We start from the raw sequence: 22,744 nt of genomic DNA, 5'->3' as shown, positions 1-22,744 counted from the left end.
ACATCTTTTTGGTGTAAAGAATATTTGGAGGGTATAAAATGATAAATAATTATTTTTGGGACTTTGATGGGACGCTTTTTGATACTTATCCTGAGATGGTTAAGGCATTTCAAGAAGCGTTACGTTTACAAAATGTAATTGCGACTAGAACAGAAATTTATAAAATTATGCGAGAAAAATCTGTTAGACAAGCAATTCAAATTTATCAAGAAACAAATTTGAATTTAGATGTTGAACAATTGAGGGTAAGCTATGATGATTTAGAAAGACAGAGTCAAAAAAATGCAAAATTATTTCCTGGTGCAAAAGAAGTTTGTAAATGGGTGGTTGATAATGGTGGACAAAACTTTTTATTAACCCATAGGGATCAAAGCGCAATTGATATGCTTAGGGAAACAAATATTATTCATTTGTTTTCAGATTTTGTTACTTCAGATCAAAAATTTCCAAGGAAACCTAATCCAGCGTCACTTAATTATCTTGCAGAAAAAAATGCAGTTGATTACCAGAAAGCAGCAATGATTGGTGATCGGGAGTTGGATATTGCTGCAGGGCATAATGCAGGTATGAAGGGATATTTATTTGATTTTGATCAAATGATTTCAACAGTTGAAAAACCAGATAAGCGTGTATTGAAATTAATTGATTTAATACAAAAATAAGACAATGATAGTTAAGCATTGTCTTATTTATTTTGGATATAATTTGTTAAACCTTCAACGACTGATTTTGCTGTTTTTTCTTGAAAGCTGCTACTTTGGATTAACTTAAAGTCATATTTTGTATTAATGTACCCTAATTCTAGTAAGACGGATGGTTGTGTATTATCTCTTAGAACAAGAAAATCGCCAAATTCCGTTCCACGATTATCAAGACCGGTATCGTTTAATTCGGCATTTATTGAATTTGCAAGTGCTAAATCAGCTGTCTTATTATAGTAGTAACTTGTTAAACCAGTTGCTTCATCATCATTAGGCGATGAATCAAAATGGAAACTAATAAATGCATCTGCATTATTTGATTCTGCAAGTTTAGCGCGTGGGGCTAAATCTACATACGAATCAGAGTCTCGTGTTAAAATCACATTGGCGCCACGTTTCTTAAGAAGATAAGCTACTTTTTTTACAATTTGAAGCGTGTAGATTTTTTCTTGTTTATCTTTGATTGAAAGTGCACCTGAATCGTTACCGCCATGTCCGGGATCTAAAACAATCGTTGCTTCAGATAATTTAGTCACTTTGGCATTTTTTTTAGAAAGAATCCAGTTTGCTACCCAACCTTTTTTAGTATTTGGCAAACTTACGTATGACCAATTATTTTTTTCTCGAATAATTGTAATACGCTCACCTTTCTTAAGAGTGTCTAACACTTTATTTGACGTACTTGGTCCGGTACGTACATTAATATTGTCAGATGTAACAACGGTTTCTTTTAAATAAGTTGTCGTTTTTACAATACCTAAACATAGGGTACAAAAAATGATGATTAATAAAATGACTCTTGGCCAGTTTATGCTGAATCCATGTTTTCTATTTGTTGACATTTATGTACTCCTTTAACTATAGATATTGAATCTAAATATTAGTATACCAAATATTTGTTCAATAGTAAGAATCAAATTTAATAATATTGTAAGTTAAGCTGTACTTGACTTTAGAGAGTTACTCGAGTAACTTTATAATTAATAAAATATTAAAACCGATGAAAAAGAAATTAGGTTAGTTAAATTGTATAGAGAGTGAATAATTTGCTGAAATATTCACCATTTTTGCTAACCGAAAGACACTTTTGAGGTGCGTGTGGTTAAATCACATGTCGTTTAAGTTGCGTTAAGCTATTAGTAAAAAATTAAGGTGGTACCGTGCAAAAGCACCCTTGTCGTATTTAGATGAGGGTGCTTTTTTGTATATAATGCCACAAATAGGAGGATTTATAATGAAATTTCAACGTCCCAAAGGAACAGCAGATATAATCCCAGCAGATTCAAAAAAATGGCAATATATTGAAGAAACCGCTAGAAATATATTCTCAAGTTACCAATATGATGAAATTAGAACACCACTTTTTGAACATTTTGAGGTTTTTTCAAGAACTTCAGGTGATACTTCTGATATTGTAACTAAAGAAATGTATGATTTTAAAGATAAAGGTGACCGCCATATAACACTTCGTCCTGAAGGAACAGCTGGAGTTGTTAGAGCGTATGTTGAAAATAAACTTTATGGCCCAGAAATTCAAAAGCCATTTAAAACGTATTATATTGGACCAATGTTTCGTTATGAAAGACCTCAATCTGGACGCTTACGTCAATTTCATCAAATTGGAGTTGAAGCCTTTGGGGTTGATAATCCAACACTTGATGTTGAAGTTATGGCAATGGCAATTGATTTCTTATCAAAATTTGGATTAACAAATTTAAAATTAGCTATTAATACTTTGGGAGATAATGATAGTCGTGATAATTATCGTGACGCATTAGTTGCATATTTACGTCCCTTCGCTGATCAATTAAGTGATGATTCAAAAGCACGTTTAGAAAAAAATCCACTACGCGTTTTGGATAGTAAAGATAAAGGTGATCAAGAAATTGTTAAAAATGCACCATCAATTCTAGATTACCTTAGTGAAGAGTCACAGGCTCATTTTAACCAAGTAAAAGTGTTACTTGATGCATTGGAAATTCCATATGAAGTTGATTCAACAATGGTTCGTGGACTTGATTATTATAACCATACCATTTTCGAAATTATGTCTGATTCAAAAGCATTTGGTGGGAAATTTACGACCATTTGTGCTGGTGGACGATATAATGGCCTTGTTGAGCAATTAGGTGGTCCTGAAACACCAGGGATTGGTTTTGGCTTGGGGATTGAAAGATTATTATTAGTTCTTGAAGCTGAAGATGCAAAATTACCCGTTGAACAAAGTTTAGATGTTTATGTTGTTGGTATTGGTGAAGAAACGAATACTGAAACACTAAAACTCGTGCAATCAATGCGTAAGGCAGGTTATTCAATTGAAAGAGATTATTTAAATCGTAAACCAAAAGGTCAATTTAAATCTGCTAATCGTATGAATGCTCATTTTGTTATGACTTTAGGTGAGAGCGAACTAGAAACACAAACTTTGAATTTTAAAAATATGAAAACAAGTCAAGAAATTATATTAAAATTAGAAGATGTATATACTGATTTTTCGAAAGTATATGAAAAGGCATTAAAATTAGAAATGGAGGCTGATGGAGAATGAAAAGAACAACATACAATGGTTTAGTTGATGAAACTTTTATTGGTCAAACAGTTACATTAAAGGGATGGGTACAAAAAAGACGCGATTTAGGAAATTTAATTTTTATTGATTTACGTGATCGTGAGGGCATTGTTCAACTGGTTTTTAGTCAAGAATTTGATTCCGAAGCTTTAAAGATTGCTGAAGAGTTACGTAATGAATTTGTTGTTGAGGTTGCAGGAAAAGTGACACAACGGGATGCTAAAGCAATCAACCCAAGAATGAAAACGGGTAAGATTGAAGTTGAAGTTCATAATGCAGTTATTTTGAATAAAGCAAAAACACCGCCATTTGAAATACAAGATGATATTAATGTTGTAGATGATACAAGATTAAAATATCGTTATTTAGACTTACGTCGTCCTGAAATGCAAAAATCATTAATGATTCGTAGCCGTATTACACAATCTGTTCACAGCTACTTAGATAATCAAAATTTTATTGATATTGAAACACCATATTTAACAAAATCAACACCTGAAGGGGCTCGTGACTATCTTGTACCTTCCCGTGTCTATCCTGGGCATTTTTATGCATTACCACAATCACCTCAATTATTTAAGCAATTATTGATGAATGCCGGATTTGATCGTTACTACCAAATTGCTCGTTGTTTTAGAGACGAAGATTTGCGTGGTGACCGTCAACCTGAATTTACGCAAATAGATTTAGAAACATCATTTATGTCTGCTGAAGAAATTCAAGATTTAACAGAAGGTTTATTAAAACGTGTAATGAAAGATACTTTAAATATTGACCTCGAATTACCATTACAACGTATGACTTGGAATGAATCAATGGCAAGATATGGTTCTGAAAAACCGGATATTAGATTTGATATGGAATTAAAAGATATGTCTGCTGCAGTTAAAGATATTGATTTTAAAGTATTTACTAATACTTTAAACAATGGTGGACTTGTTAATGCTATTGCGATTCCTGGTGGTGCCGATAAGTATTCACGCAAAGCGATTGATGCTAAAACGGCTTATATTGAACGTTTTGGTGCTAAAGGGTTAGCTTGGGTAAAAGTAACTGAAGAAGGATTTAGTGGCCCAATTGCTAAATTTTTAAATGACCATGTTGATGCAATTAAAGAAGCTGCTGGTGCAAATGTCGGAGATTTAATTTTGTTTGTTGCTGACAAAGCAAGTGTTGTTCGTGCATCATTAGGTTACTTACGTAATGATATTGCCAAAGAGATGGATATGATTGATGAAAATAGATTCGCCTTCCTTTGGGTTGTTGATTGGCCATTATTTGAATACAGTGAAGACTTTGACAAATTTATTGCTGCGCATCATCCTTTTACTATGCCAAATGAAGAAGATATTCATTTACTTGATGAAAATCCACATGAAGCACATGCACAAAGTTATGATATTATTTTGAATGGTTATGAATTGGGTGGTGGGTCAATCCGTATTCATAAACGCGATATTCAAGAAAAAATGTTTAAGGCTTTAGGATTTACTAAAGAAAGTGCGGAAGAACAATTTGGATTTTTCCTAGATGCACTTGATTATGGATTCCCACCACATGGTGGATTGGCTATTGGGTTAGACAGATTTGCTATGTTATTGGCAAAGAAAGATAACATTCGCGAAGTTATCGCGTTCCCTAAAAATTCAAAAGCATCAGAGCCATTGACGAATGCGCCTAGTCTAGTTGCAAGTAAGCAATTAGATGAATTATCGTTAAAAGTTGAAGAAAATAAATTAAAATAGACGTTTAAAAGACTAATGATTAAACTCATTAGTCTTTTTTAGGCATAAAAATATCAATATTATGTTAAGTGATTTATTATTATCATATATTAAGAGGGGGAATGATGATAATGAGTGAAAAAGCAATATTCGCTGGTGGTTGTTTTTGGTGCATGGTTGAACCGTTTGAAGAACAAGCAGGAATTTTAAATGTCGTATCTGGATATACAGGAGGACACACTAAAAATCCAACATATGAAGATGTTGTATCTGAAACAACGGGGCATACTGAGGCAGTTGAGATAACATTTGACCCTAAAAAAATTAATTACGCTCAGCTTGTTGAGATATATTGGCAACAAACAGATCCAACTGATGCGATGGGGCAATTTCAAGATAGGGGTAGTTCATATCGCCCAGTGATTTATACACTAAATGATGAGCAAAGAAAAATTGCGGAAACTTCAAGACAACTATTGATTGATAGTCATAGATTCAAAGAACCAATTGTTACAACTATAGAAGATGCAGGTCCATTTTATGCTGCTGAGGATTATCATCAAGAGTTTTATAAAAAGAATCCAAGAAGATTTGCTATGGAAGAAAACGGTGGACGGAATCAATTTAAACAATCTGTCTGGAAATCTAAATAAGTTAAAAGAGTCTTTTCGAATGAATTTTGAAAAGACTCTTTTTGTATAGATTAAGATTTACTTGATAAGTAAATGTCTAACTGTATCTGACCGTAATGAATGGTATAATATTCGTAACTTGTTAAAATGAAATGTGAGGTTTTTTGATCATGGACGATCTGCAACAAATTTTTAAGAAACATTCATACGCGGCCAAAGCTTCAACAGCATTTATATATGCGATATTAGTTTCGGTTGCGATGAACTTTTTTTGGACACCAGGAAAAATATATGCCTCTGGTATTACGGGGTTAGCGCAATTAGTAGCAACCCTCCTTAGTCGATATGCACCATTTCAAATATCGACTGCGTTACTCTTATTTCTTTTAAATGTACCAATGTTCATTTTGGCTTGGAATAAAATTGGTCACCGTTTTACTGTGTTTACTTTTCTAGCAGTTGTATTTTCAAGTATTATGATCAAAGCAATTACGCCAGTAACGTTAACAACGGATCCTATTATTTGCGCGATATTTGGTGGAGCTGTTAATGGATTTGGTACTGGATTAGCGCTTAGAAATGGAATTTCAACTGGTGGATTAGATATTATTGGCTTAACAATTAAAAAGAAAACAGGTAAAAGTATTGGAACTATTAATATTATTTTTAATGCTTTTATTGTTCTAGCAGCCGGTTTTATTTATGGTTGGCCATATGCTTTTTATTCTGCATTGGGATTATTTGTTAATGCTAGAGTCATGGATATGGTTTATACAAGACAACAAAAAATGCAAGTTATGATTGTGACGAGTCGTCCTAAGAGTGTGATTGATTCAATACAAAATCATATGCGTCGTGGAATCACAATTGTTAACGATGTTGAGGGTGCTTATCATCATGATGATAAGACACTTTTAATTACCGTTATTTCGAGATATGAACAAAATGAATTACATGATGCAATGGAAGAGTCAGACCCGGTCGCATTTGTTAGTATCTCAGAAAACGTTCAGATATGGGGACGTTTTTATGAGCAAGCATTATAAATAAAACTAAAGGATTAATAAGTTATGCAAATTAAAAAGATAATCTACTTATTTCTCATCAGACTATTTTCGTTACTGAATTTCTCTAAAAAAAGTACTAATATCAGCTATTTAATGAGTTTCGGTGGTAATAGTGACTTCATTCGGAAATTAAATCAAAGATGTTTAGATAATAATCAACATTTAATCATTTTTTATCGACCTTCTATGAAGTTAGAAATTAAGAATATCGAAGACTTAAATATTGAAACCAAAATATTTACTGAAAATATTTCTTTCGTATTAAATTTAATCCCTCTGATTTCTAAGAGTAACTTAATTTTTGTCGATAATTATTTTGCTTTTTTAGCCACAATGCATACAAAAAAAACAACCAAAATTGTTCAACTTTGGCATGCAAATGGGGCAATTAAATCGTTTGGTTGGGATGAGCCTAAGACAGCTGATCGATCAGCTGAAGATAAAAAACGATTTCAATCTGTCTATAATCAATTTGATGATTTTATTGTAGCGTCAGCTAAAATGGGGTCAGTATTTAAGAAAAGTTATCATGTTTCTGATAATCACATTTTAGAACTTGGATACCCTGCTACAGATAAATTTAAAGATAGCAATTGGATAAAATTAACAAAAAAAAATATTTTTAGTAGCCACCCAGACTTAATTAAGAAAAAAATCATTTTATACGCACCAACATATAGAGAAGATATAAATGGGGAAGTTATATTAGAAATACCAGATGATTTTTCTAATATTCAAGAATTATTAAATGATGAAACTAAGTTAATTATTAAATTACATCCGCATTTAAAGGACAAAGAGCTTGCCTTTAAAAAATTATTATCTAAGAATAATGATATTTTATGGGTGGATGAATACACAACTGGAGAATTGTTGGTCATCACAAATTGTTTAATTACAGATTATTCATCGGTTATTTTTGATTTCAGTTTATTGCCAAACGCTGAACGAGTTTTATTCTATTGTTTTGATTTAAAGAATTATGAAAGTAGTATTGGGATTCAATCGGATTTTAATAACTGGGTACCAGGACCGATTGTGCAAACAATGAGTGAACTAGTTGCTACTTATAAAGAATTCAAAAATAGTGATAGACAATTAGCAACATTTAATTTATTATGGAATACATCTAATGATGGGCATGCGACAGAGCGTGTTCTAGATTATTATTTTACTTAAATAAGGAGCGTCAATACATTGAAAAAAGTTATTTCAATTATAAAAGAACAATTTGAAAATTTACCAATTATATTTCGAGTTTCAAAATATGAAGATCGAGCAAGTTACCAAAGTCATTATTTAGGAATTGCATGGGAGTTTTTAAACCCAATGATTCAAATTGGTATTTACTATCTTGTTTTCGGTGTTGCCTTGCACGCTGGACAACAGATAGATGGGGTTAATTATTTTGCTTGGATGATGGTGGGTATCGCCCCATGGTTGTTTATGAATTCTAGTGTACTTGGTATGTCTCGTAGTGTTTATGAAAAAGTTGGATTAGTTGCTAAAATGAAATTTCCAGTTAGCGTACTACCAACAATTCGTATGGTCAGTCAAATGACTGCGTATTGGGTTATGTTCGGTTTTAGTATTATTGTTTTATTATTATCAGGTGTAACGCCCACTTTGTATTGGTTACAGTACATTTATTATTTTATCTGTATGATTGCATTTTTATTTGCTTTCGGTATTTTTAATTCAACCATCTCAATTTTAGCTCGTGATTACTATATAGCACTCCAATCGATTATGAGGGTTTTATTTTACATGTCAGGTATTTTATTCAATTTAAATTCTGGTAGTTTTCCTAAAGTTTTTGTTAGAATTCTACAAATAAATCCGTTTAACTATTTAGTCGCAGGGTTTAGAGAAACTTTCTTGAGCGAAGGTTGGTTTTTTAATAATCCAACACAACTATTACTATTTTGGTCAATCACATTAATGTTCCTCTTAATAGGATCACATTTACACTATAAATTTAGAGCTCATTTTGTTGATTTAATTTAAATATAAAAGATTTAGAAAACTTCCTGTCAGGTGAGTATTCTAAATCTTTTTTTATAATCAATGTTATAATACAATCAAGTTAAAATGCGAAAAGGGGTAAGGATAATGTTGATAGGATCACATGTTAGTATGAAGGGAAAAGATATGTTACTTGGTTCCGCCGAAGAGGCTTCGAATAATGGAGCAAGTACATTTATGATTTATACGGGAGCACCTCAAAATACAAGGCGAAAAGATATTTCAGAGATGAATATTCCAAAAGGTAAAGCCTTTATGGTGGAACATGGATTAAGTGATATAGTTGTTCATGCCCCTTATATTATCAATTTAGGAAATACAGTTAAACCAGAGAATTTTACATTTGCAATCAATTTTTTGAAAGCTGAAATAGATAGGGCCGAAGCATTAGGTGCTACTCAAATGACTCTCCATCCTGGTGCTCATGTAGGTGCGGGAGATGAAGCTGCAATTAAACATATCATTGAAGGATTAAACGAAGTTTTGACTTCAGACCAAAAAATTCAAATTGCTATTGAAACAATGGCGGGCAAGGGTACAGAGGTTGGACGAACATTTGAACAGATTGCACAAATGATTGATGGTGTGAAGTTGAATGATAAATTATCTGTTACGTTTGATACATGTCATACTAGTGATGCTGGATATAATATTAAAGATGACTTTGAATCTGTTATAGAAAAGTTTGATGATATTATTGGAATTGATCGATTGAAAGTCTTTCATATTAACGATTCAAAAAATGTTCAAGGAAGTCATAAAGATAGACATGCTAATATTGGCTTTGGTGAAATTGGGTTTGATGCATTAAATAGTATTGTACATGACGAAAGATTTAGTAAGGTACCTAAAATATTAGAAACACCATATGTAGGTGTAGATAAAAAAAATCAACAATCACCATATCAAAAAGAAATTTTGATGTTTAAAGAAAATACCTTTAATCCTAATCTATTAACGGAACTTGGGTTAAATTAAAGCTGTTTATTGATTTAGATCAATTGATTTATGCTTAATTTGTTAAAAAAAAGTATATTTTTTGTATTATCTCAAATATTTTATAAAAGATTTATTGACGGCGATAAAGACTTTAGTTATAATGAACAAGGACAGTTCGACGATGCAACTTAATGCATAAAAAGACGGTTACATTCAAGCTCGGAGGGAGGGATATCTATGTCAAAGACAGTCGTACGTAAAAACGAATCTCTCGATGATGCTCTTCGTCGCTTTAAACGTTCCGTTTCTAAAACAGGTACATTACAAGAATACCGTAAACGCGAATTCTATGAAAAGCCAAGTGTGAAACGTAAGAAGAAATCCGAAGCAGCAAGAAAGCGTAAAACAACTAAGAAACGCTTCTAGTCTAGGGAGGAATCACGTTGAGTCTATTAGAAACACTTAATAACGATTTAAAACAAGCGATGAAAGCAAAAGACAAACAAACTTTAAGTACTGTAAGAATGCTTAAAGCAGCTGTTACAAACGAAGAAATTAAAGCAGGTCATGATTTATCAGTTGATGATGAAACTGTTTTATTGGCTCGCGAGTTAAAACAACGCAAAGAATCTTATGCAGAATTCAAAGATGCCGGTCGAGATGATCTTTTAGAAAATCTTGATATGGAAATAAAAATTGTCGAAAAATATTTACCTGAACAATTATCAGCTGAAGAAGTTACTGATGTCGTGAAAGAAGTTATTTCACAAGTTGGTGCAACATCAAAAGCTGATTTTGGAAAAGTCATGGGTGCGGTTATTCCTAAACTTAAGGGACGCGCTGATGGTAAGGTTATAAGTGAGACAGTTAAATCATTATTAAATTAGCGAAAAAGGAATTACAATTCAACTTGAATTGTAGTTCCTTTTTTTTTATGCTATTATTTGAGTTGAGTAACTTTGGGACATATAAAACGAATTTAAAGAGGGTTATTATGGATTTAGAAATTTTTGACCACACTAAGGCAGAACCAGAAAAAAATATAACATTAATTAAAGAAATTCTTAATTTTGCGGGTAAGAAAATAAAATTACCTGATGAAACAGAAATGTCAGTTACTTTAATGAATAATGAAGAAATTCACAAAATTAATCGTGAATATCGAAATGTAGATAGACCAACTGACGTCATCAGCTTCGCAATCGAAGAAGATGGAGATGATATGCCAATTATTTTTCCTGATGATGAAGGTATGGATATGCCTGAAATTGCTAAAAATATCGGTGATATCATGATTTCAACTGAAAAAGTTGCTGAACAAGCAGTTGATTATGGTCATTCTTATGAACGTGAATTGGGATTTTTGACAGTCCATGGGTTCTTACACCTAAATGGTTACGATCATATGGAACCTGAAGATGAAAAAGAAATGTTTGGATTACAAACAGAGATATTAGATGCTTATGGCCTTAAACGATAAGCGCCAAGTTAAAAAAAATCGAACATTTTTGTTGTCACTAGGACATTCTCTAGATGGCCTTGTTACGGTTTTTAAAGAAGAAAGAAATATGAAAAAACATGTAGCCATGATGATACTAGTATCTATTTGTGCGGCAATTTTTCAAATTTCTGAAACAGAGTGGCTATGGCTAGCTCTTAGCATTAGTATGGTTATTATTAATGAAGTTTGGAACACAGTTATAGAGAATCTGGTTGATCTGACAACTGGTCATAAATATAATGAGATTGCAAAAAAAGTTAAAGATATGTCAGCTGCTGCTGTCTTACTTTCGGCACTATTTGCGATGATTGTTGGATGTCTTATTTTTATCCCACAACTGTTAGAATTAGTTTTTGATTAGTCAATTATAATAAAAGGTACATAAATAAGAGGAGAATTAATTAATGCAAAATAAAAAGTTTCATTCAGGATTTGTGGCAATTTTAGGACGACCAAATGTTGGAAAATCAACATTTTTAAACAATGTTATGGGTCAAAAAATTGCTATTATGAGTGATAAGGCACAAACGACCAGAAATAAAATTCAAGGTATTTATACAACAGATGATGCACAAATTGTCTTTATTGATACACCTGGTGTTCATAAACCAAAGAGTCGTTTAGGTGATTTTATGGTCAAATCAGCACTTTCAACACTTGGTGAAGTTGATGCTATTTTATTTATGGTTAATGCAACAGAAAAACGTGGACCAGGAGATAATTTTATTATTGATCGATTAAAAGATACTAAGAAACCAATTTATTTGGTTATTAATAAAATTGACCAAATTCACCCTGATGAAATATTAGCTATTGTGGAAACGTATCGAGAATCTTTGGACTATAAAGAAGTTTTCCCAATTTCAGCACTTAAAGGAAATAACGTCGATGAGCTTGTTGATTCATTAATTAGTGAATTACCTGAAGGACCCCAGTTTTACCCAGAAGATCAAATTACAGATCATCCAGAACGTTTTGTTATGGGTGAACTAATTCGTGAAAAAGTTTTACAATTAACACGAGAAGAAGTTCCTCACTCAGTTGCCGTTTTGGTTGAAGATATAAAAAAAGAGGACGAAGAAAAATTGCACATTTCTGCAACAATTATCGTTGAACGTCCAACGCAAAAAGGTATTATTATTGGTAAAGGTGGTAAAATGTTAAAAGATATCGGTGTTAAAGCTAGAAAAGATATCGAAACGATGCTTGGTGATCGCGTTTATTTGGAACTTTGGGTTAAAGTTCAAAAAAATTGGCGAGATAAACAGACTGATTTAAAAGCATTTGGTTACCGTGAAGATGACTATTAAGAAGTAACTAATGATCGGAACAAGATAATTTTTGTTCCGATTTTTATTTGCTCATGGAAAGGGGATGCATAGTATCGTTCAGAATAATGCAGATTTTGAAGGGATTTTACTTTATCGTAAAGAATATAAAGAACGTGATCTTTTAGTGAAATTTTTAACCGATCGTTATGGTAAAAAAATGTTTTTTATTAAAGGTGCTAGAAAACGAGGATTCAAATTATCTGCTGCTTTACTACCATTTACAATCGGAACTTACAGTGGGAGTATAAATGACAACGGATTATCATTTATTAATACTGCTAAAGAGTTTGAACAATTTCAAACGATTTCACAGGATATAATCAGTAATGCTTATACCATTTATATTTTTAGTTTAATTGATGCTGCATTCAAAGATAACGAACCCATCTCTGTTTGGTACCGAAAAGTTGTGACAGCAATTCGATTGATTAACGAAGAATTTGATCCAGAAATTATTACAAATATTATTGAAATTCAGCTATTAACAGTTTTTGGTGTACAGCCTCAATTGCAGGTCTGTGCAGTTGGTGGCGAAACGCAGGGAGAATTTGATTATTCAGAATCTTACGGTGGGCTACTGTGTTCTAAACATTGGTATCTTGATAATAATCGACTTCATGCTACTCAAAAAACAATTTTTTATTTGAGACAATTTTCTGTAGTGAATCTTGATAAATTAAATTCAATCAAGGTTGCTGAGAGTACCAAAAAGGAATTACGTCGTATTATTGATGTTATTTATGATAATAGTGTTGGATTAAATTTGAAAAGTAAAAAATTTATCGATGGAATCAGTTCTTGGCCAGTCTCATTAAAGAAAAATACTGAAATATAATTGACAAATACTTATTTCTAAACTATGATTATAGAGAAATAAATAGCGGGATTATGATGAAAAAGGGTAAGAATAGTTATTAAAGCGAACTTAGGATTAGTGCAAGCTAAGTAATTAATTATTTTTATTGGCATTTTCGGAGTCCTTTGTTAATGAAGCTGCTGGTTGAATTGAACCAGAAGTAGGGTGGAACCGCGATATTAAAATCGTCCCTATGTGGTCTATAAGACTGCATAGGTTTTTTTGTGCTTAAAAATAAGGAGGAATACTATGTCAAAAAAGTTAGCTGTTCAAGATATTATTATGACATTACAAAAATTCTGGGCTGATCAGGGTTGTATGTTAATGGAGGCTTATGATACAGAAAAAGGTGCTGGAACTATGAGCCCTTACACATTTTTACGTGCAATTGGACCAGAACCATGGAATGCTGCATACGTTGAACCTTCAAGACGTCCTGCAGATGGTCGTTATGGCGAAAATCCCAATCGTTTGTACCAACATCATCAATTTCAAGTTGTGATGAAACCATCTCCTGCAAATATTCAAGATTTATATTTGGATAGTTTGCGTGCATTAGGTATTGATCCAGCTGAACATGATATTCGATTTGTTGAAGACAACTGGGAAAACCCATCAATGGGTTGTGCTGGTGTTGGCTGGGAAGTTTGGCTTGATGGTATGGAAGTTACACAATTTACTTATTTCCAACAGGTTGGTGGATTAGAGGTACATCCCGTCACTAGTGAAGTTACTTATGGTTTAGAGCGCCTTTCTTCATATATTCAAGATGTTGAGAGTGTTTATGATCTTGAATGGGCTGATGGGGTCATGTACGGCGACATATTTAAAGAACCAGAATATGAAAATTCTAAATATTCATTTGAAGAAAGCAATCAAGAAATGTTATTTAATTTGTTTGATGTATATGAAACAGAAGCCAAAAAACAGATTGCCAATGGGTTAGTTCATCCGGCATACGATTATGTTTTAAAATGTAGTCATACATTTAATTTATTAGATGCTCGAGGAGCCGTTTCTGTTACTGAACGTGCTGGATATTTAGCAAGAATTAGAAATATGGCTAAATCAATTGCTAAAGTTTTCGTACAGGAGCGTAAAAAATTAGGCTACCCATTACTAAAAGATGAAAAACTTCGTAGTAAATTATTAAAGGAGGATAAATAAGATGACACATTCCTTTTTATTAGAAATTGGGTTAGAAGAAATTCCTGCTCATGTTGTTACACCTAGCCAAAATCAATTGGCTAAACGTGTAGGTGACTTTTTAACAGAGCAACGGTTATCATTTGACGAAATAAAGGCATTCTCAACACCCAGACGTTTAGCTGTTGAAGTGACTGGTTTGGCTGATAAACAAGCAGATATTCAAGAAGAAGCTAAAGGACCTGCAAAGAAAATTGCCATGGATGATGAAGGAAATTGGTCTAATGCTGCAAAAGGCTTTGTCCGTGGACAAGGAGTAACAACAGACGATATAACGTTTAAAGAATTAAAAGGCGTTGAGTATGTCTATGTAAATAAATTTATCGCTGGTAAATCTGCCAAAGATATTTTGGTTCAGATTAAAGATGTGATTGAAGCGATGACATTCCCAACAATGATGCACTGGGCAAATTATGACTTTAAATATGTTAGACCAATTCGTTGGATAGTTGCGTTACTTGATAGTGACGTTATTCCATTCAGTATTTTAAATATTAAATCTGGCCGCCAAACGCAAGGCCATCGTTTTTTAGGAGAAGCTGTAGATTTAGCCTCAGTAACAGAGTATGTTAAAAAATTAGAAGAACAATATGTAATCGTTGATTCTAATAGACGAAAAGAAATGATTAGAACACAAATTACTAATCTTGAAAATAATCAAGACTGGCATATTATTCTTGATGAGGATCTTTTGGAAGAAGTTAACAATTTAGTTGAATATCCAACAGTATTTTCTGGTCATTTTGATAAGAAATATTTAGATATTCCTGATGTTGTTCTAATGACTTCAATGAAAGACCATCAAAGATTCTTTTATGTGCGTGGCCAAAACGATGAAATCTTACCAATGTTCGTCTCAGTTCGTAATGGGACAGAAGCTAACATTGCTAACGTCGAAGCAGGCAATGAAAAGGTTCTTACAGCACGATTGGAAGATGCTGCATTTTTCTACCAAGAAGATCAAAAACAAACGATTAATGATTATGTAGAGCGATTAAAAAATGTCACATTCCATGATAAAATTGGATCAATGTCTGAAAAAATGGAACGTGTTCAATTAATGGCACAAATCATTGGTAAACGCCTTGGCTTAAATGACCATGAATTATCTCTTTTACAAAGAACAAGTGAAATTTATAAATTTGATTTGGTAACAGGGATGGTTGGAGAATTTTCTGAACTTCAAGGAATTATGGGTGAGAAATATGCCTTGCTAATGGGCGAAAATCCAACTGTTGCACAAGCAATTTCTGAACACTATATGCCAATTAGTGCTGATGGCGAACTACCTAAATCAAAAATTGGTGCAGTTTTAGCAATTGCTGATAAGTTGGACAGCATGTCAAGTTTCTTCTCAGTTGGATTAATTCCAACTGGATCAAATGATCCCTATGCACTTCGTCGTCAAGCGTTTGGGATAGTTAGAATTGTTGAAGATCGTCAGTGGCATTTTTCACCACTTGAGGTACTGAACGATATTAAGGAATTGGCAACGATACATCCAGATTTATTTACCAAGATGACTGTTGGCGAAAATGATAAAGATATTTTAAGTTTTGTTAATGATCGTATGAAGCAATGGCTTTCAAATAAAAACGTCAGTTATGATGTAATTGAAAGTGTTGTTGAAAGTACAGATGCAGATTTATTAGTTATGTCAGAGGCCGCTGTAACCTTAGAAAATCATAAAAATGATAAGGATTTCAAGGAGACCGTTGAAGCAATCAATCGTGTATTAAAGCTAGCAGATAAAAATGAGGCAACTAATCTAGTTGTTGAACAAGTATTATTAGATAATACTGCTGAAAAAGATTTATTTGAACGAGTTGAAATAATCCAAAGTCAGTTGGCAGATTTAACGTCAGAGAAGTTATATACTACATTAAGCGAGATTCGTCCGCTAATTGAAAATTATTTTGACCAGACAATGGTTATGGTTGATGATACAAAAATTAAAAATAATCGCTTAAATCAATTGAGTTTAATTGCTAAGATGAGTTCAAAATTAGGTAATTTAAGTAAATTAAATATTAAGTAATATAAAAATGAGAATTTATCTGTGAAGATAAATTCCTTTTTTGTTTGGTAATAGAATCAGAATAGTCATATTTGACAAAAGTGTCTATTACTTGAAGCTAATAATTGTATTTATGTCAAATAAATGCTATTATTATGGGTACTCAAAATATAGGTAACTTCGTATCGTTAGTTTTGGAGGTGAGTAGTTGGAATGAGAATACCCGAAAACGTAATTGAACAGGTGCGAACTAGTGTGAATATTACTGATATCATTAGTCAGTATGTCGGATTAAAAAAATCTGGTAGTAATTTTATGGGTTTATGTCCATTTCATGAAGAAAAAACGCCTTCATTTTCTGTAAGCGAAGAGAAACAAATTTTTCACTGTTTTAGCTGTGGAAGAGGTGGGAATGTTTTTAAGTTCTTAATTGAGCTAGAGGGACTTAGCTTTCCAGAATCTGTCAATAAAGTTGCAGAATTTTCAGGAATGGATATCGATAGTAAATATTCTGAATCTCAGTCAGCAAGGACACAAGAATCAACTGAAAATCGTCAGTTAAAGCAAATTCATGATGACGGTGCTAAATTATATCAACACATTTTAATGAATACAGAAATGGGTCAAAAGGCATTAGATTACCTGCATAATCGTGGTATAACGGATGAAATTATCAAAACTTTCCAAATTGGATTTGCGCCTGGGAAATCGGTCTTACAAGATTTTTTTAAGGAAAAGAAAGTAGACTATCAATTATTAAGGCAGTCTGGACTATTTATTGAAAATCAAACAGGTGATTTGCGTGAACGATTTATTGATCGAGTGATGTTTCCGATTAGAAATCAAAATGGTCAAGTTGTTGCCTTTTCAGGTCGTCTGCTTGAAAAAAATAAAGAATTACCTAAATATTTAAACAGTCCTGAAACGCCTATTTTTAATAAAAGAGAGATTCTATTTAATTACGATTTGGCAAAAAAAGAAATTCGGACAGAAGGAAATGTTATTTTGTTCGAAGGATTTATGGATGTTTTAGCAGCATACCGCTCTGGAGTTAAAAATGGTGTCGCCTCTATGGGAACAAGTTTAACAAATGAACAAATTTATTTGTTAGAACGTTCAACATCACAATTAAATATTTGTTATGATGGGGATGAACCCGGGCAAAATGCAACAAATCGTGCTTTGAACCTGCTAGCGAATCAGACAAAAATGAAAGTTGGCGTGCTAGCCATTCCTAACGGTATGGATCCTGATGAGTTTGTTAAAAAAAATGGTAAAGAAGCGTTTCTGGAGTTAGCTCACTCTGCTCGAGAGACGGTTATTTCATTCAAAATGAATTTTTTGAAACGAAATAAAAACTTAAAAAATGAAAGTGAGCAAATTGATTATATTGATCAAGTACTACAAGTTTTAACTACAATTAAAACGCCGTTTGAGCAAGATATTTATATTAATCAGTTGGCAGATGAATTTAAAATTGATAAAGGAATTCTAAGACAACAGTTAATTGATTTAGTTGCCGTTCAACCAAAAGTAGTGCAACAAGTTAATCAAGTTCCAAGGGTTCGAACAGATGAACCACCTGTAGAAAATCGCTCAGAGGTCATGAGCGATGAAAAAATTGATCGTGTTGAAAGAGCTGAAAGATTATTGCTTTATCGTATATTACATGATCATACAGCTTGGCTGAAAATTCGATCAATTGATGATTTTAGTTTTGTTCATGATAGTTATCAGTTAATATATACGTTAGCTGAAGGCTATTTAGAATTACATGAGCAATATGAAATTGCTAGTTTTTTAGATTACTTGCCAGAAGAGTCTTCAAAGAGATTTTTAATGCAAATAGAGCTGATGACAGTTGCAGAAGAGTCTTCAGAGGATGAATTTGATGATTGTGTGTCCGTCATTATGAATGATTCGCCGATGGAACAATCAATTAATCAAGTTCGATCAGATCTTATGGAAGCAAATCGTCTTGGCAATACAGAACTAACCAATGAATTATCAGTTAAGTTAATTGCATTATATCAAAAACAACAAGTACCACGAACATCCATCTAAGGGAGGAATTATTAATGGTAAAAAAAGTAGAAAAAGTTGAAGAATCAGAATTTGACGAAAAAGGCTTTAAAAAAGCACAAACGAAGTTGATCAAGGAATATAAAGTAAAAAAAGAAATTAAGTATGATAATTTAACAGATGAACTAGCAACACCATTCCATTTAGATGCTGATCGTATGGATAAATTACTTCAAAAAGTCGCAGATGCTGGTATTGCTGTTGTTGATGAAGAGGGAAACCCAAGTGAACATAGTTTAAAAGCAGCTGAAAAAGTTACAAAGAAAGCTTTAAAAGACACATCAGCACCAACTGGAATAAAAATTAATGACCCAGTTAGAATGTATTTGAAAGAAATTGGTCGTGTTAACCTTTTAAAAGCTGAAGAAGAAGTTGCTTTAGCATTAAAAATTGAAGAAGGCGACGAAGAAGCAAAACAAAAATTGGCAGAAGCTAATTTACGTTTAGTTGTTTCAATTGCTAAACGTTACGTTGGTCGTGGAATGCAATTTCTTGATTTAATTCAAGAGGGTAACATGGGATTAATGAAGGCTGTTGAGAAATTTGATTATCGTAAAGGATTTAAATTCTCAACATATGCGACATGGTGGATTAGACAAGCAATTACACGTGCTATTGCTGATCAAGCACGTACAATTAGAATTCCAGTTCATATGGTTGAAACAATTAATAAATTAATCAGAATTCAACGCCAATTATTACAAGAACTTGTTCGCGAACCAATTCCTGAAGAAATTGGTGCTGAAATGGATATGCCAGCTATGCCAGCCGAAAAAGTTCGTGAAATTTTAAAAATTGCTCAAGAACCTGTTTCATTAGAGACACCAATTGGTGAAGAAGATGATTCACATTTAGGTGATTTTATTGAAGATCAAGATGCAACTAGTCCAGCTGACCATGCGGCTTATGAACTCTTGAAGGAGCAACTAGAAAATGTTCTTGATACATTAACAGATCGTGAAGAAAATGTTCTGCGTTTAAGATTCGGTCTTGATGATGGTCGCACAAGAACACTTGAAGAAGTTGGTAAAGTGTTTGGAGTGACACGTGAACGTATTCGTCAAATTGAAGCTAAAGCATTACGTAAACTACGCCATCCATCTCGTTCAAAACAATTAAAAGATTTCTTAGAATAAAAAATTTAAGGACCATTATAAAACGAAACCTGTTTTATAATGGTCCTTTTTTAGTTATAATAAGAAAAGATAAGATACGAAAGAAGAGGATCAAGAAATGGATGCACGACATTTATCAGATCGATTAGTTCGAGTTGCAAAATTTGTACCAAAAAATGCACGATTGGCCGATATTGGATCGGATCATGCTTACTTACCTGCGTATTTAGCTATTAATAAAATTATTTCATATGCTGTTGCTGGAGAAGTAGCTAAAGGGCCTTATGAAAATGCCGTAACAGAAATTAATACAGAACGATTAGACCACATGATAATGCCAAGATTAGCTAATGGGTTAAAGGCAATTAAATTAGACGATAATATTGATACTATCACAATTGCCGGAATGGGTGGCCCTTTAATAAAGGATATATTTACTGCCGATTTAGAAAAATTAACGGGTGTCCGTCGTTTAATTATTCAACCTAATGTTGGACAAAAATTAATAAGAGAATGGTTAATGGATCATTCATATCAAATTATTGATGAAGATATTGTCGAAGACGACCATCATGTCTATGAAATTATTGTTGCTGAGAAAGTTAACACTAAAATGAGCTACTCGATATTAGATTTAAAGTATGGACCTAAATTAAGAATTGAGCAAAGCGATGTATTCAAAGCTAAATGGCACAAGCAAATGGAAAAAAAGCGTAAAGTTTTAAAAAATTTTGAGGCAGCAAATAAAGTTCCTATTGATAAAAAAAGGATATTAGAAGTTGATATCAAAGAAATTGAGGAGATGCTGGGATGACAAAAATTATTGATTTAGTCAATCAATTCGAAGTATTTGCTCCAAAAAGTATGGCTGAAATTGGTGATCCAGTAGGCCTACAATTAGGTGATATTAATAATACTGTTACTAAAGTAATGACAACTTTAGATGTTCGTCCAGAAGTTGTCCAAGAAGCAATTAATAAAAATGTAGATTTTATTTTCGCACATCATCCATTAATATTTAGACCGGCAAAAAATTTGGATACTACGAATCCTCAAAATAAAATGTATGCCGATTTATTGAGTCATAATATAACAGTGTATGCAGCTCATACTAATTTAGACAATGTTACAGGTGGGATGAATGATTGGTTAGCGAGTCGTTTAAAATTACAAGAAACAATCCCGTTAGTGCATACAAATAGTTCAGATTATGGAATGGGTCGAATCGGAAATTTAACTAGTCCTATGACTGTTATTGAATTTTCTGAATATTGTAAGAAGCAATTTAACATAAGTGGATTAAGACTGATTTCTAATGATTTGACGCAATCAATTAAGCGTGTTGCAGTTCTAGGTGGTGATGGTGGTAAATTTTATCATGAGGCAATTAAGCAGCAGGCGGATGTTTACGTAACAGGAGATGTCTACTACCACACGGCTCATGACATGTTAGCAGAAGGGTTGTCAGTTATTGATCCGGGCCATCATGTTGAAAGTATCTGTAAAGCACAATTGAAACGGTTATTTGGAGAATGGAATCTAGAAAATAATTGGCAAATTGAGATTATTGAATCAGATATTAATACAGATCCATTTCAGTTTATTTAATTTTAAAATTAGAGTATGATTAGAGATATTAAATAATAGATTAGGAGATACGCTATCATGACAAAATATGAAGAATTAATTCCACGTTTTATTAAGTATGTTAAAGTAGAAACTCGTTCTGATGAAAATTCAGGGGTAACTCCTTCAACGCAAACTCAAGTTGAATTTGCGAAAGAATTAAAGGAAGAACTTTTACAAATTGGATTAAAGGATGCACGTATTTCTAAAAAAAGTGGGTATGTTTTAGCAACATTACCAAGTAATTTAGAAGCTGGTAAAAACGTTAAAGCGGTTGGTTTTATTTCACATATGGATACAGCTGCATTTACAGCAGAGGGTGTTAACCCCCAATTCGTTGAAAATTATGATGGCGAATCTGATATTAATCTTGACGATGATGGTAAATTTAAACTAACTATTAAAGAATTTCCAAATTTAAAAAATTATAAAGGCAATACATTAATTACAACAGATGGTTCAACACTATTAGGATCAGATGATAAATCGGGAGTAGCTGAAATTATTACTGCTGTAGCTTATTTAGTTGCACATCCTGAAATTAAGCATGGTGACATTAAAGTTGGTATTGGACCTGATGAGGAAATTGGGGTAGGTGCTGATAAATTTGACGTAGCCGATTTTGGAGCTGATTTAGCTTACACTGTTGATGGTGGACCATTAGGTGAATTAGAATATGAAACATTTAATGCTGCTCAAGCAGTCGTTTCAATTCAAGGTAAGGAAGTTCATCCTGCAACTGCTAAAGGTGTTTTAATTAATGCAAGTAAGTTAGCAAATCAATTTGACTCATTATTACCACAAGATGAAGTACCTGAAAAAACTGAAGGCCGCGAAGGTTTTTACCATTTAATTTCAGTAGAAGGTACAGTTGATGAAGCAAAAATGGTATATATTATTCGTGATCATGATCGCCAAAAATTCGAAGATCGCAAAAAGTATATGATGGGTATTGCTGATAAAATGAATGCTGATTTTGATTCTGAACGTGTGACAATTGATATGGTAGATCAATATTACAATATGCGTGAAGTAATCGAGAAGGATATGACTGTTGTGACTGTTGCTAAAGAAGCTATGGAAAATTTAGCAATTAAACCGGATATCTATCCAGTACGTGGTGGGACAGATGGTTCAAAAATCTCATTCATGGGATTACCAACACCAAATATATTTGCTGGAGCAGAAAATATGCATGCGCGATTTGAATTTGTTTCAGTTGAAACAATGGAAAAAGCAACGGATGTTGTTCTAGAAATTATAAAATTAGTATCTGAAGAAACAAAATAGGTATTATTAAATAGTGTGGATGAGTTAAACTAGAGGACATATTGAGACCTTTCTTTCTCAAAT

22 protein-coding genes and 1 other annotated feature are annotated in these 22,744 nt (G+C 32.8%); of the genes, 21 read left to right on the top strand and 1 reads right to left on the bottom strand.

The window, feature by feature from the left end; all coding sequences use genetic code 11:
* Window positions 1-38: 38 nt before the first annotated feature.
* A complete protein-coding gene (locus tag AC1RPQ_RS03405) occupies window positions 39-662 on the top strand; it encodes an HAD-IA family hydrolase (RefSeq protein ID WP_481761363.1) in 624 nt (207 codons plus the stop codon).
* Between the two features lie 23 nt (window positions 663-685).
* Here the strand turns inward: AC1RPQ_RS03405 and AC1RPQ_RS03400 are convergent, their stop codons facing one another.
* The gene (locus AC1RPQ_RS03400) at window positions 686-1,543 is read right to left on the bottom strand and encodes an N-acetylmuramoyl-L-alanine amidase family protein (protein ID WP_481761362.1); all 858 of its coding nucleotides are present in this window, start codon (window positions 1,541-1,543) and stop codon (window positions 686-688) included.
* Between the two features lie 149 nt (window positions 1,544-1,692).
* Window positions 1,693-1,880, top strand: a binding site (T-box leader).
* A 55-nt stretch (window positions 1,881-1,935) separates the two neighbouring features.
* Here AC1RPQ_RS03400 and hisS point away from each other — a divergent pair.
* From hisS to pepT, 20 genes are all read left to right on the top strand, one after another.
* A complete protein-coding gene (gene hisS / locus AC1RPQ_RS03395; protein WP_481761361.1) occupies window positions 1,936-3,249 on the top strand; it encodes a histidine--tRNA ligase in 1,314 nt (437 codons plus the stop codon).
* Window positions 3,246-5,015 (top strand): aspartate--tRNA ligase, encoded by a 1,770-nt coding sequence (gene aspS / locus AC1RPQ_RS03390; RefSeq protein WP_481761360.1) that lies wholly within the window; start codon window positions 3,246-3,248, stop codon window positions 5,013-5,015. The genes hisS and aspS overlap by 4 nt, the downstream gene beginning before the upstream one ends.
* A gap of 110 nt (window positions 5,016-5,125) precedes the next feature.
* Complete coding sequence (msrA, locus tag AC1RPQ_RS03385) at window positions 5,126-5,647, top strand: peptide-methionine (S)-S-oxide reductase MsrA (RefSeq protein ID WP_409022479.1); 522 nt, start codon at window positions 5,126-5,128, stop codon at window positions 5,645-5,647.
* A gap of 149 nt (window positions 5,648-5,796) precedes the next feature.
* Complete coding sequence (locus AC1RPQ_RS03380; protein ID WP_409022480.1) at window positions 5,797-6,672, top strand: YitT family protein; 876 nt, start codon at window positions 5,797-5,799, stop codon at window positions 6,670-6,672.
* A 114-nt stretch (window positions 6,673-6,786) separates the two neighbouring features.
* Window positions 6,787-7,872 carry a CDP-glycerol glycerophosphotransferase family protein gene (locus tag AC1RPQ_RS03375; RefSeq protein ID WP_481762179.1) on the top strand — a complete coding sequence of 362 codons (1,086 nt, stop codon included), beginning with the start codon at window positions 6,787-6,789 and terminating at the stop codon, window positions 7,870-7,872.
* An 18-nt stretch (window positions 7,873-7,890) separates the two neighbouring features.
* On the top strand, window positions 7,891-8,700 hold the full coding sequence (locus AC1RPQ_RS03370) for an ABC transporter permease (RefSeq protein ID WP_409022482.1): 810 nt from the start codon (window positions 7,891-7,893) through the stop codon (window positions 8,698-8,700).
* Window positions 8,701-8,805: 105 nt separating this feature from the next.
* Entirely contained in the window at window positions 8,806-9,696 is an 891-nt protein-coding gene (locus AC1RPQ_RS03365) for a deoxyribonuclease IV (protein ID WP_409022483.1), read from the top strand.
* Window positions 9,697-9,894: 198 nt separating this feature from the next.
* Entirely contained in the window at window positions 9,895-10,083 is a 189-nt protein-coding gene (gene rpsU, locus AC1RPQ_RS03360; RefSeq protein WP_057973588.1) for a 30S ribosomal protein S21, read from the top strand.
* A gap of 17 nt (window positions 10,084-10,100) precedes the next feature.
* Complete coding sequence (locus AC1RPQ_RS03355; protein WP_409022484.1) at window positions 10,101-10,544, top strand: GatB/YqeY domain-containing protein; 444 nt, start codon at window positions 10,101-10,103, stop codon at window positions 10,542-10,544.
* Window positions 10,545-10,651: 107 nt separating this feature from the next.
* Window positions 10,652-11,137 carry an rRNA maturation RNase YbeY gene (gene ybeY, locus AC1RPQ_RS03350; protein ID WP_409022485.1) on the top strand — a complete coding sequence of 162 codons (486 nt, stop codon included), beginning with the start codon at window positions 10,652-10,654 and terminating at the stop codon, window positions 11,135-11,137.
* On the top strand, window positions 11,115-11,519 hold the full coding sequence (locus AC1RPQ_RS03345; RefSeq protein ID WP_409022486.1) for a diacylglycerol kinase family protein: 405 nt from the start codon (window positions 11,115-11,117) through the stop codon (window positions 11,517-11,519). Before ybeY ends, AC1RPQ_RS03345 begins: the two co-directional genes overlap by 23 nt.
* A gap of 43 nt (window positions 11,520-11,562) precedes the next feature.
* Window positions 11,563-12,468, top strand: coding sequence for a GTPase Era (gene era / locus AC1RPQ_RS03340; protein ID WP_409022487.1), 906 nt, complete (start codon window positions 11,563-11,565; stop codon window positions 12,466-12,468).
* A gap of 64 nt (window positions 12,469-12,532) precedes the next feature.
* A complete protein-coding gene (recO, locus tag AC1RPQ_RS03335; protein WP_481761411.1) occupies window positions 12,533-13,324 on the top strand; it encodes a DNA repair protein RecO in 792 nt (263 codons plus the stop codon).
* Window positions 13,325-13,594: 270 nt separating this feature from the next.
* A complete protein-coding gene (gene glyQ / locus AC1RPQ_RS03330) occupies window positions 13,595-14,512 on the top strand; it encodes a glycine--tRNA ligase subunit alpha (protein ID WP_409022489.1) in 918 nt (305 codons plus the stop codon).
* A 1-nt stretch (window position 14,513) separates the two neighbouring features.
* Window positions 14,514-16,589 carry a glycine--tRNA ligase subunit beta gene (gene glyS / locus AC1RPQ_RS03325; RefSeq protein WP_481761358.1) on the top strand — a complete coding sequence of 692 codons (2,076 nt, stop codon included), beginning with the start codon at window positions 14,514-14,516 and terminating at the stop codon, window positions 16,587-16,589.
* A 192-nt stretch (window positions 16,590-16,781) separates the two neighbouring features.
* Window positions 16,782-18,632: a DNA primase gene (dnaG, locus tag AC1RPQ_RS03320; protein ID WP_481761357.1), complete on the top strand. Its 1,851-nt coding sequence runs from the start codon at window positions 16,782-16,784 to the stop codon at window positions 18,630-18,632.
* A gap of 14 nt (window positions 18,633-18,646) precedes the next feature.
* On the top strand, window positions 18,647-19,786 hold the full coding sequence (rpoD, locus tag AC1RPQ_RS03315; RefSeq protein ID WP_409022492.1) for an RNA polymerase sigma factor RpoD: 1,140 nt from the start codon (window positions 18,647-18,649) through the stop codon (window positions 19,784-19,786).
* 97 nt (window positions 19,787-19,883) lie between these two features.
* Window positions 19,884-20,579, top strand: coding sequence for a tRNA (adenine(22)-N(1))-methyltransferase (locus AC1RPQ_RS03310; protein ID WP_481761356.1), 696 nt, complete (start codon window positions 19,884-19,886; stop codon window positions 20,577-20,579).
* Window positions 20,576-21,373, top strand: a complete 798-nt coding sequence (locus AC1RPQ_RS03305) for a Nif3-like dinuclear metal center hexameric protein (protein ID WP_481761355.1) — start codon at window positions 20,576-20,578, stop codon at window positions 21,371-21,373. The genes AC1RPQ_RS03310 and AC1RPQ_RS03305 overlap by 4 nt, the downstream gene beginning before the upstream one ends.
* Before the next feature lie 57 nt (window positions 21,374-21,430).
* Window positions 21,431-22,681, top strand: coding sequence for a peptidase T (gene pepT, locus AC1RPQ_RS03300; protein ID WP_481761354.1), 1,251 nt, complete (start codon window positions 21,431-21,433; stop codon window positions 22,679-22,681).
* Window positions 22,682-22,744: the final 63 nt, after the last annotated feature.

It is taken from the genome of Dellaglioa sp. CoH-57-MRSF-21 (assembly GCF_056781915.1).
This window is presented reverse-complemented; position numbering and strand designations above follow the sequence as displayed.

What these genes read in the sequence shown, in the direction of transcription:
- AC1RPQ_RS03405 (WP_481761363.1), top strand. Translation starts at nt 39, where the DNA reads ATGATAAATAATTATTTTTGGGACTTTGATGGGACGCTTTTTGATACT.
- AC1RPQ_RS03400 (WP_481761362.1), bottom strand. Translation starts at nt 1,543, where the DNA reads ATGTCAACAAATAGAAAACATGGATTCAGCATAAACTGGCCAAGAGTC.
- hisS (WP_481761361.1), top strand. Translation starts at nt 1,936, where the DNA reads ATGAAATTTCAACGTCCCAAAGGAACAGCAGATATAATCCCAGCAGAT.
- aspS (WP_481761360.1), top strand. Translation starts at nt 3,246, where the DNA reads ATGAAAAGAACAACATACAATGGTTTAGTTGATGAAACTTTTATTGGT.
- msrA (WP_409022479.1), top strand. Translation starts at nt 5,126, where the DNA reads ATGAGTGAAAAAGCAATATTCGCTGGTGGTTGTTTTTGGTGCATGGTT.
- AC1RPQ_RS03380 (WP_409022480.1), top strand. Translation starts at nt 5,797, where the DNA reads ATGGACGATCTGCAACAAATTTTTAAGAAACATTCATACGCGGCCAAA.
- AC1RPQ_RS03375 (WP_481762179.1), top strand. Translation starts at nt 6,787, where the DNA reads ATGAGTTTCGGTGGTAATAGTGACTTCATTCGGAAATTAAATCAAAGA.
- AC1RPQ_RS03365 (WP_409022483.1), top strand. Translation starts at nt 8,806, where the DNA reads ATGTTGATAGGATCACATGTTAGTATGAAGGGAAAAGATATGTTACTT.
- rpsU (WP_057973588.1), top strand. Translation starts at nt 9,895, where the DNA reads ATGTCAAAGACAGTCGTACGTAAAAACGAATCTCTCGATGATGCTCTT.
- ybeY (WP_409022485.1), top strand. Translation starts at nt 10,652, where the DNA reads ATGGATTTAGAAATTTTTGACCACACTAAGGCAGAACCAGAAAAAAAT.
- AC1RPQ_RS03345 (WP_409022486.1), top strand. Translation starts at nt 11,115, where the DNA reads ATGCTTATGGCCTTAAACGATAAGCGCCAAGTTAAAAAAAATCGAACA.
- era (WP_409022487.1), top strand. Translation starts at nt 11,563, where the DNA reads ATGCAAAATAAAAAGTTTCATTCAGGATTTGTGGCAATTTTAGGACGA.
- recO (WP_481761411.1), top strand. Translation starts at nt 12,533, where the DNA reads ATGCATAGTATCGTTCAGAATAATGCAGATTTTGAAGGGATTTTACTT.
- glyQ (WP_409022489.1), top strand. Translation starts at nt 13,595, where the DNA reads ATGTCAAAAAAGTTAGCTGTTCAAGATATTATTATGACATTACAAAAA.
- glyS (WP_481761358.1), top strand. Translation starts at nt 14,514, where the DNA reads ATGACACATTCCTTTTTATTAGAAATTGGGTTAGAAGAAATTCCTGCT.
- dnaG (WP_481761357.1), top strand. Translation starts at nt 16,782, where the DNA reads ATGAGAATACCCGAAAACGTAATTGAACAGGTGCGAACTAGTGTGAAT.
- rpoD (WP_409022492.1), top strand. Translation starts at nt 18,647, where the DNA reads ATGGTAAAAAAAGTAGAAAAAGTTGAAGAATCAGAATTTGACGAAAAA.
- AC1RPQ_RS03310 (WP_481761356.1), top strand. Translation starts at nt 19,884, where the DNA reads ATGGATGCACGACATTTATCAGATCGATTAGTTCGAGTTGCAAAATTT.
- AC1RPQ_RS03305 (WP_481761355.1), top strand. Translation starts at nt 20,576, where the DNA reads ATGACAAAAATTATTGATTTAGTCAATCAATTCGAAGTATTTGCTCCA.
- pepT (WP_481761354.1), top strand. Translation starts at nt 21,431, where the DNA reads ATGACAAAATATGAAGAATTAATTCCACGTTTTATTAAGTATGTTAAA.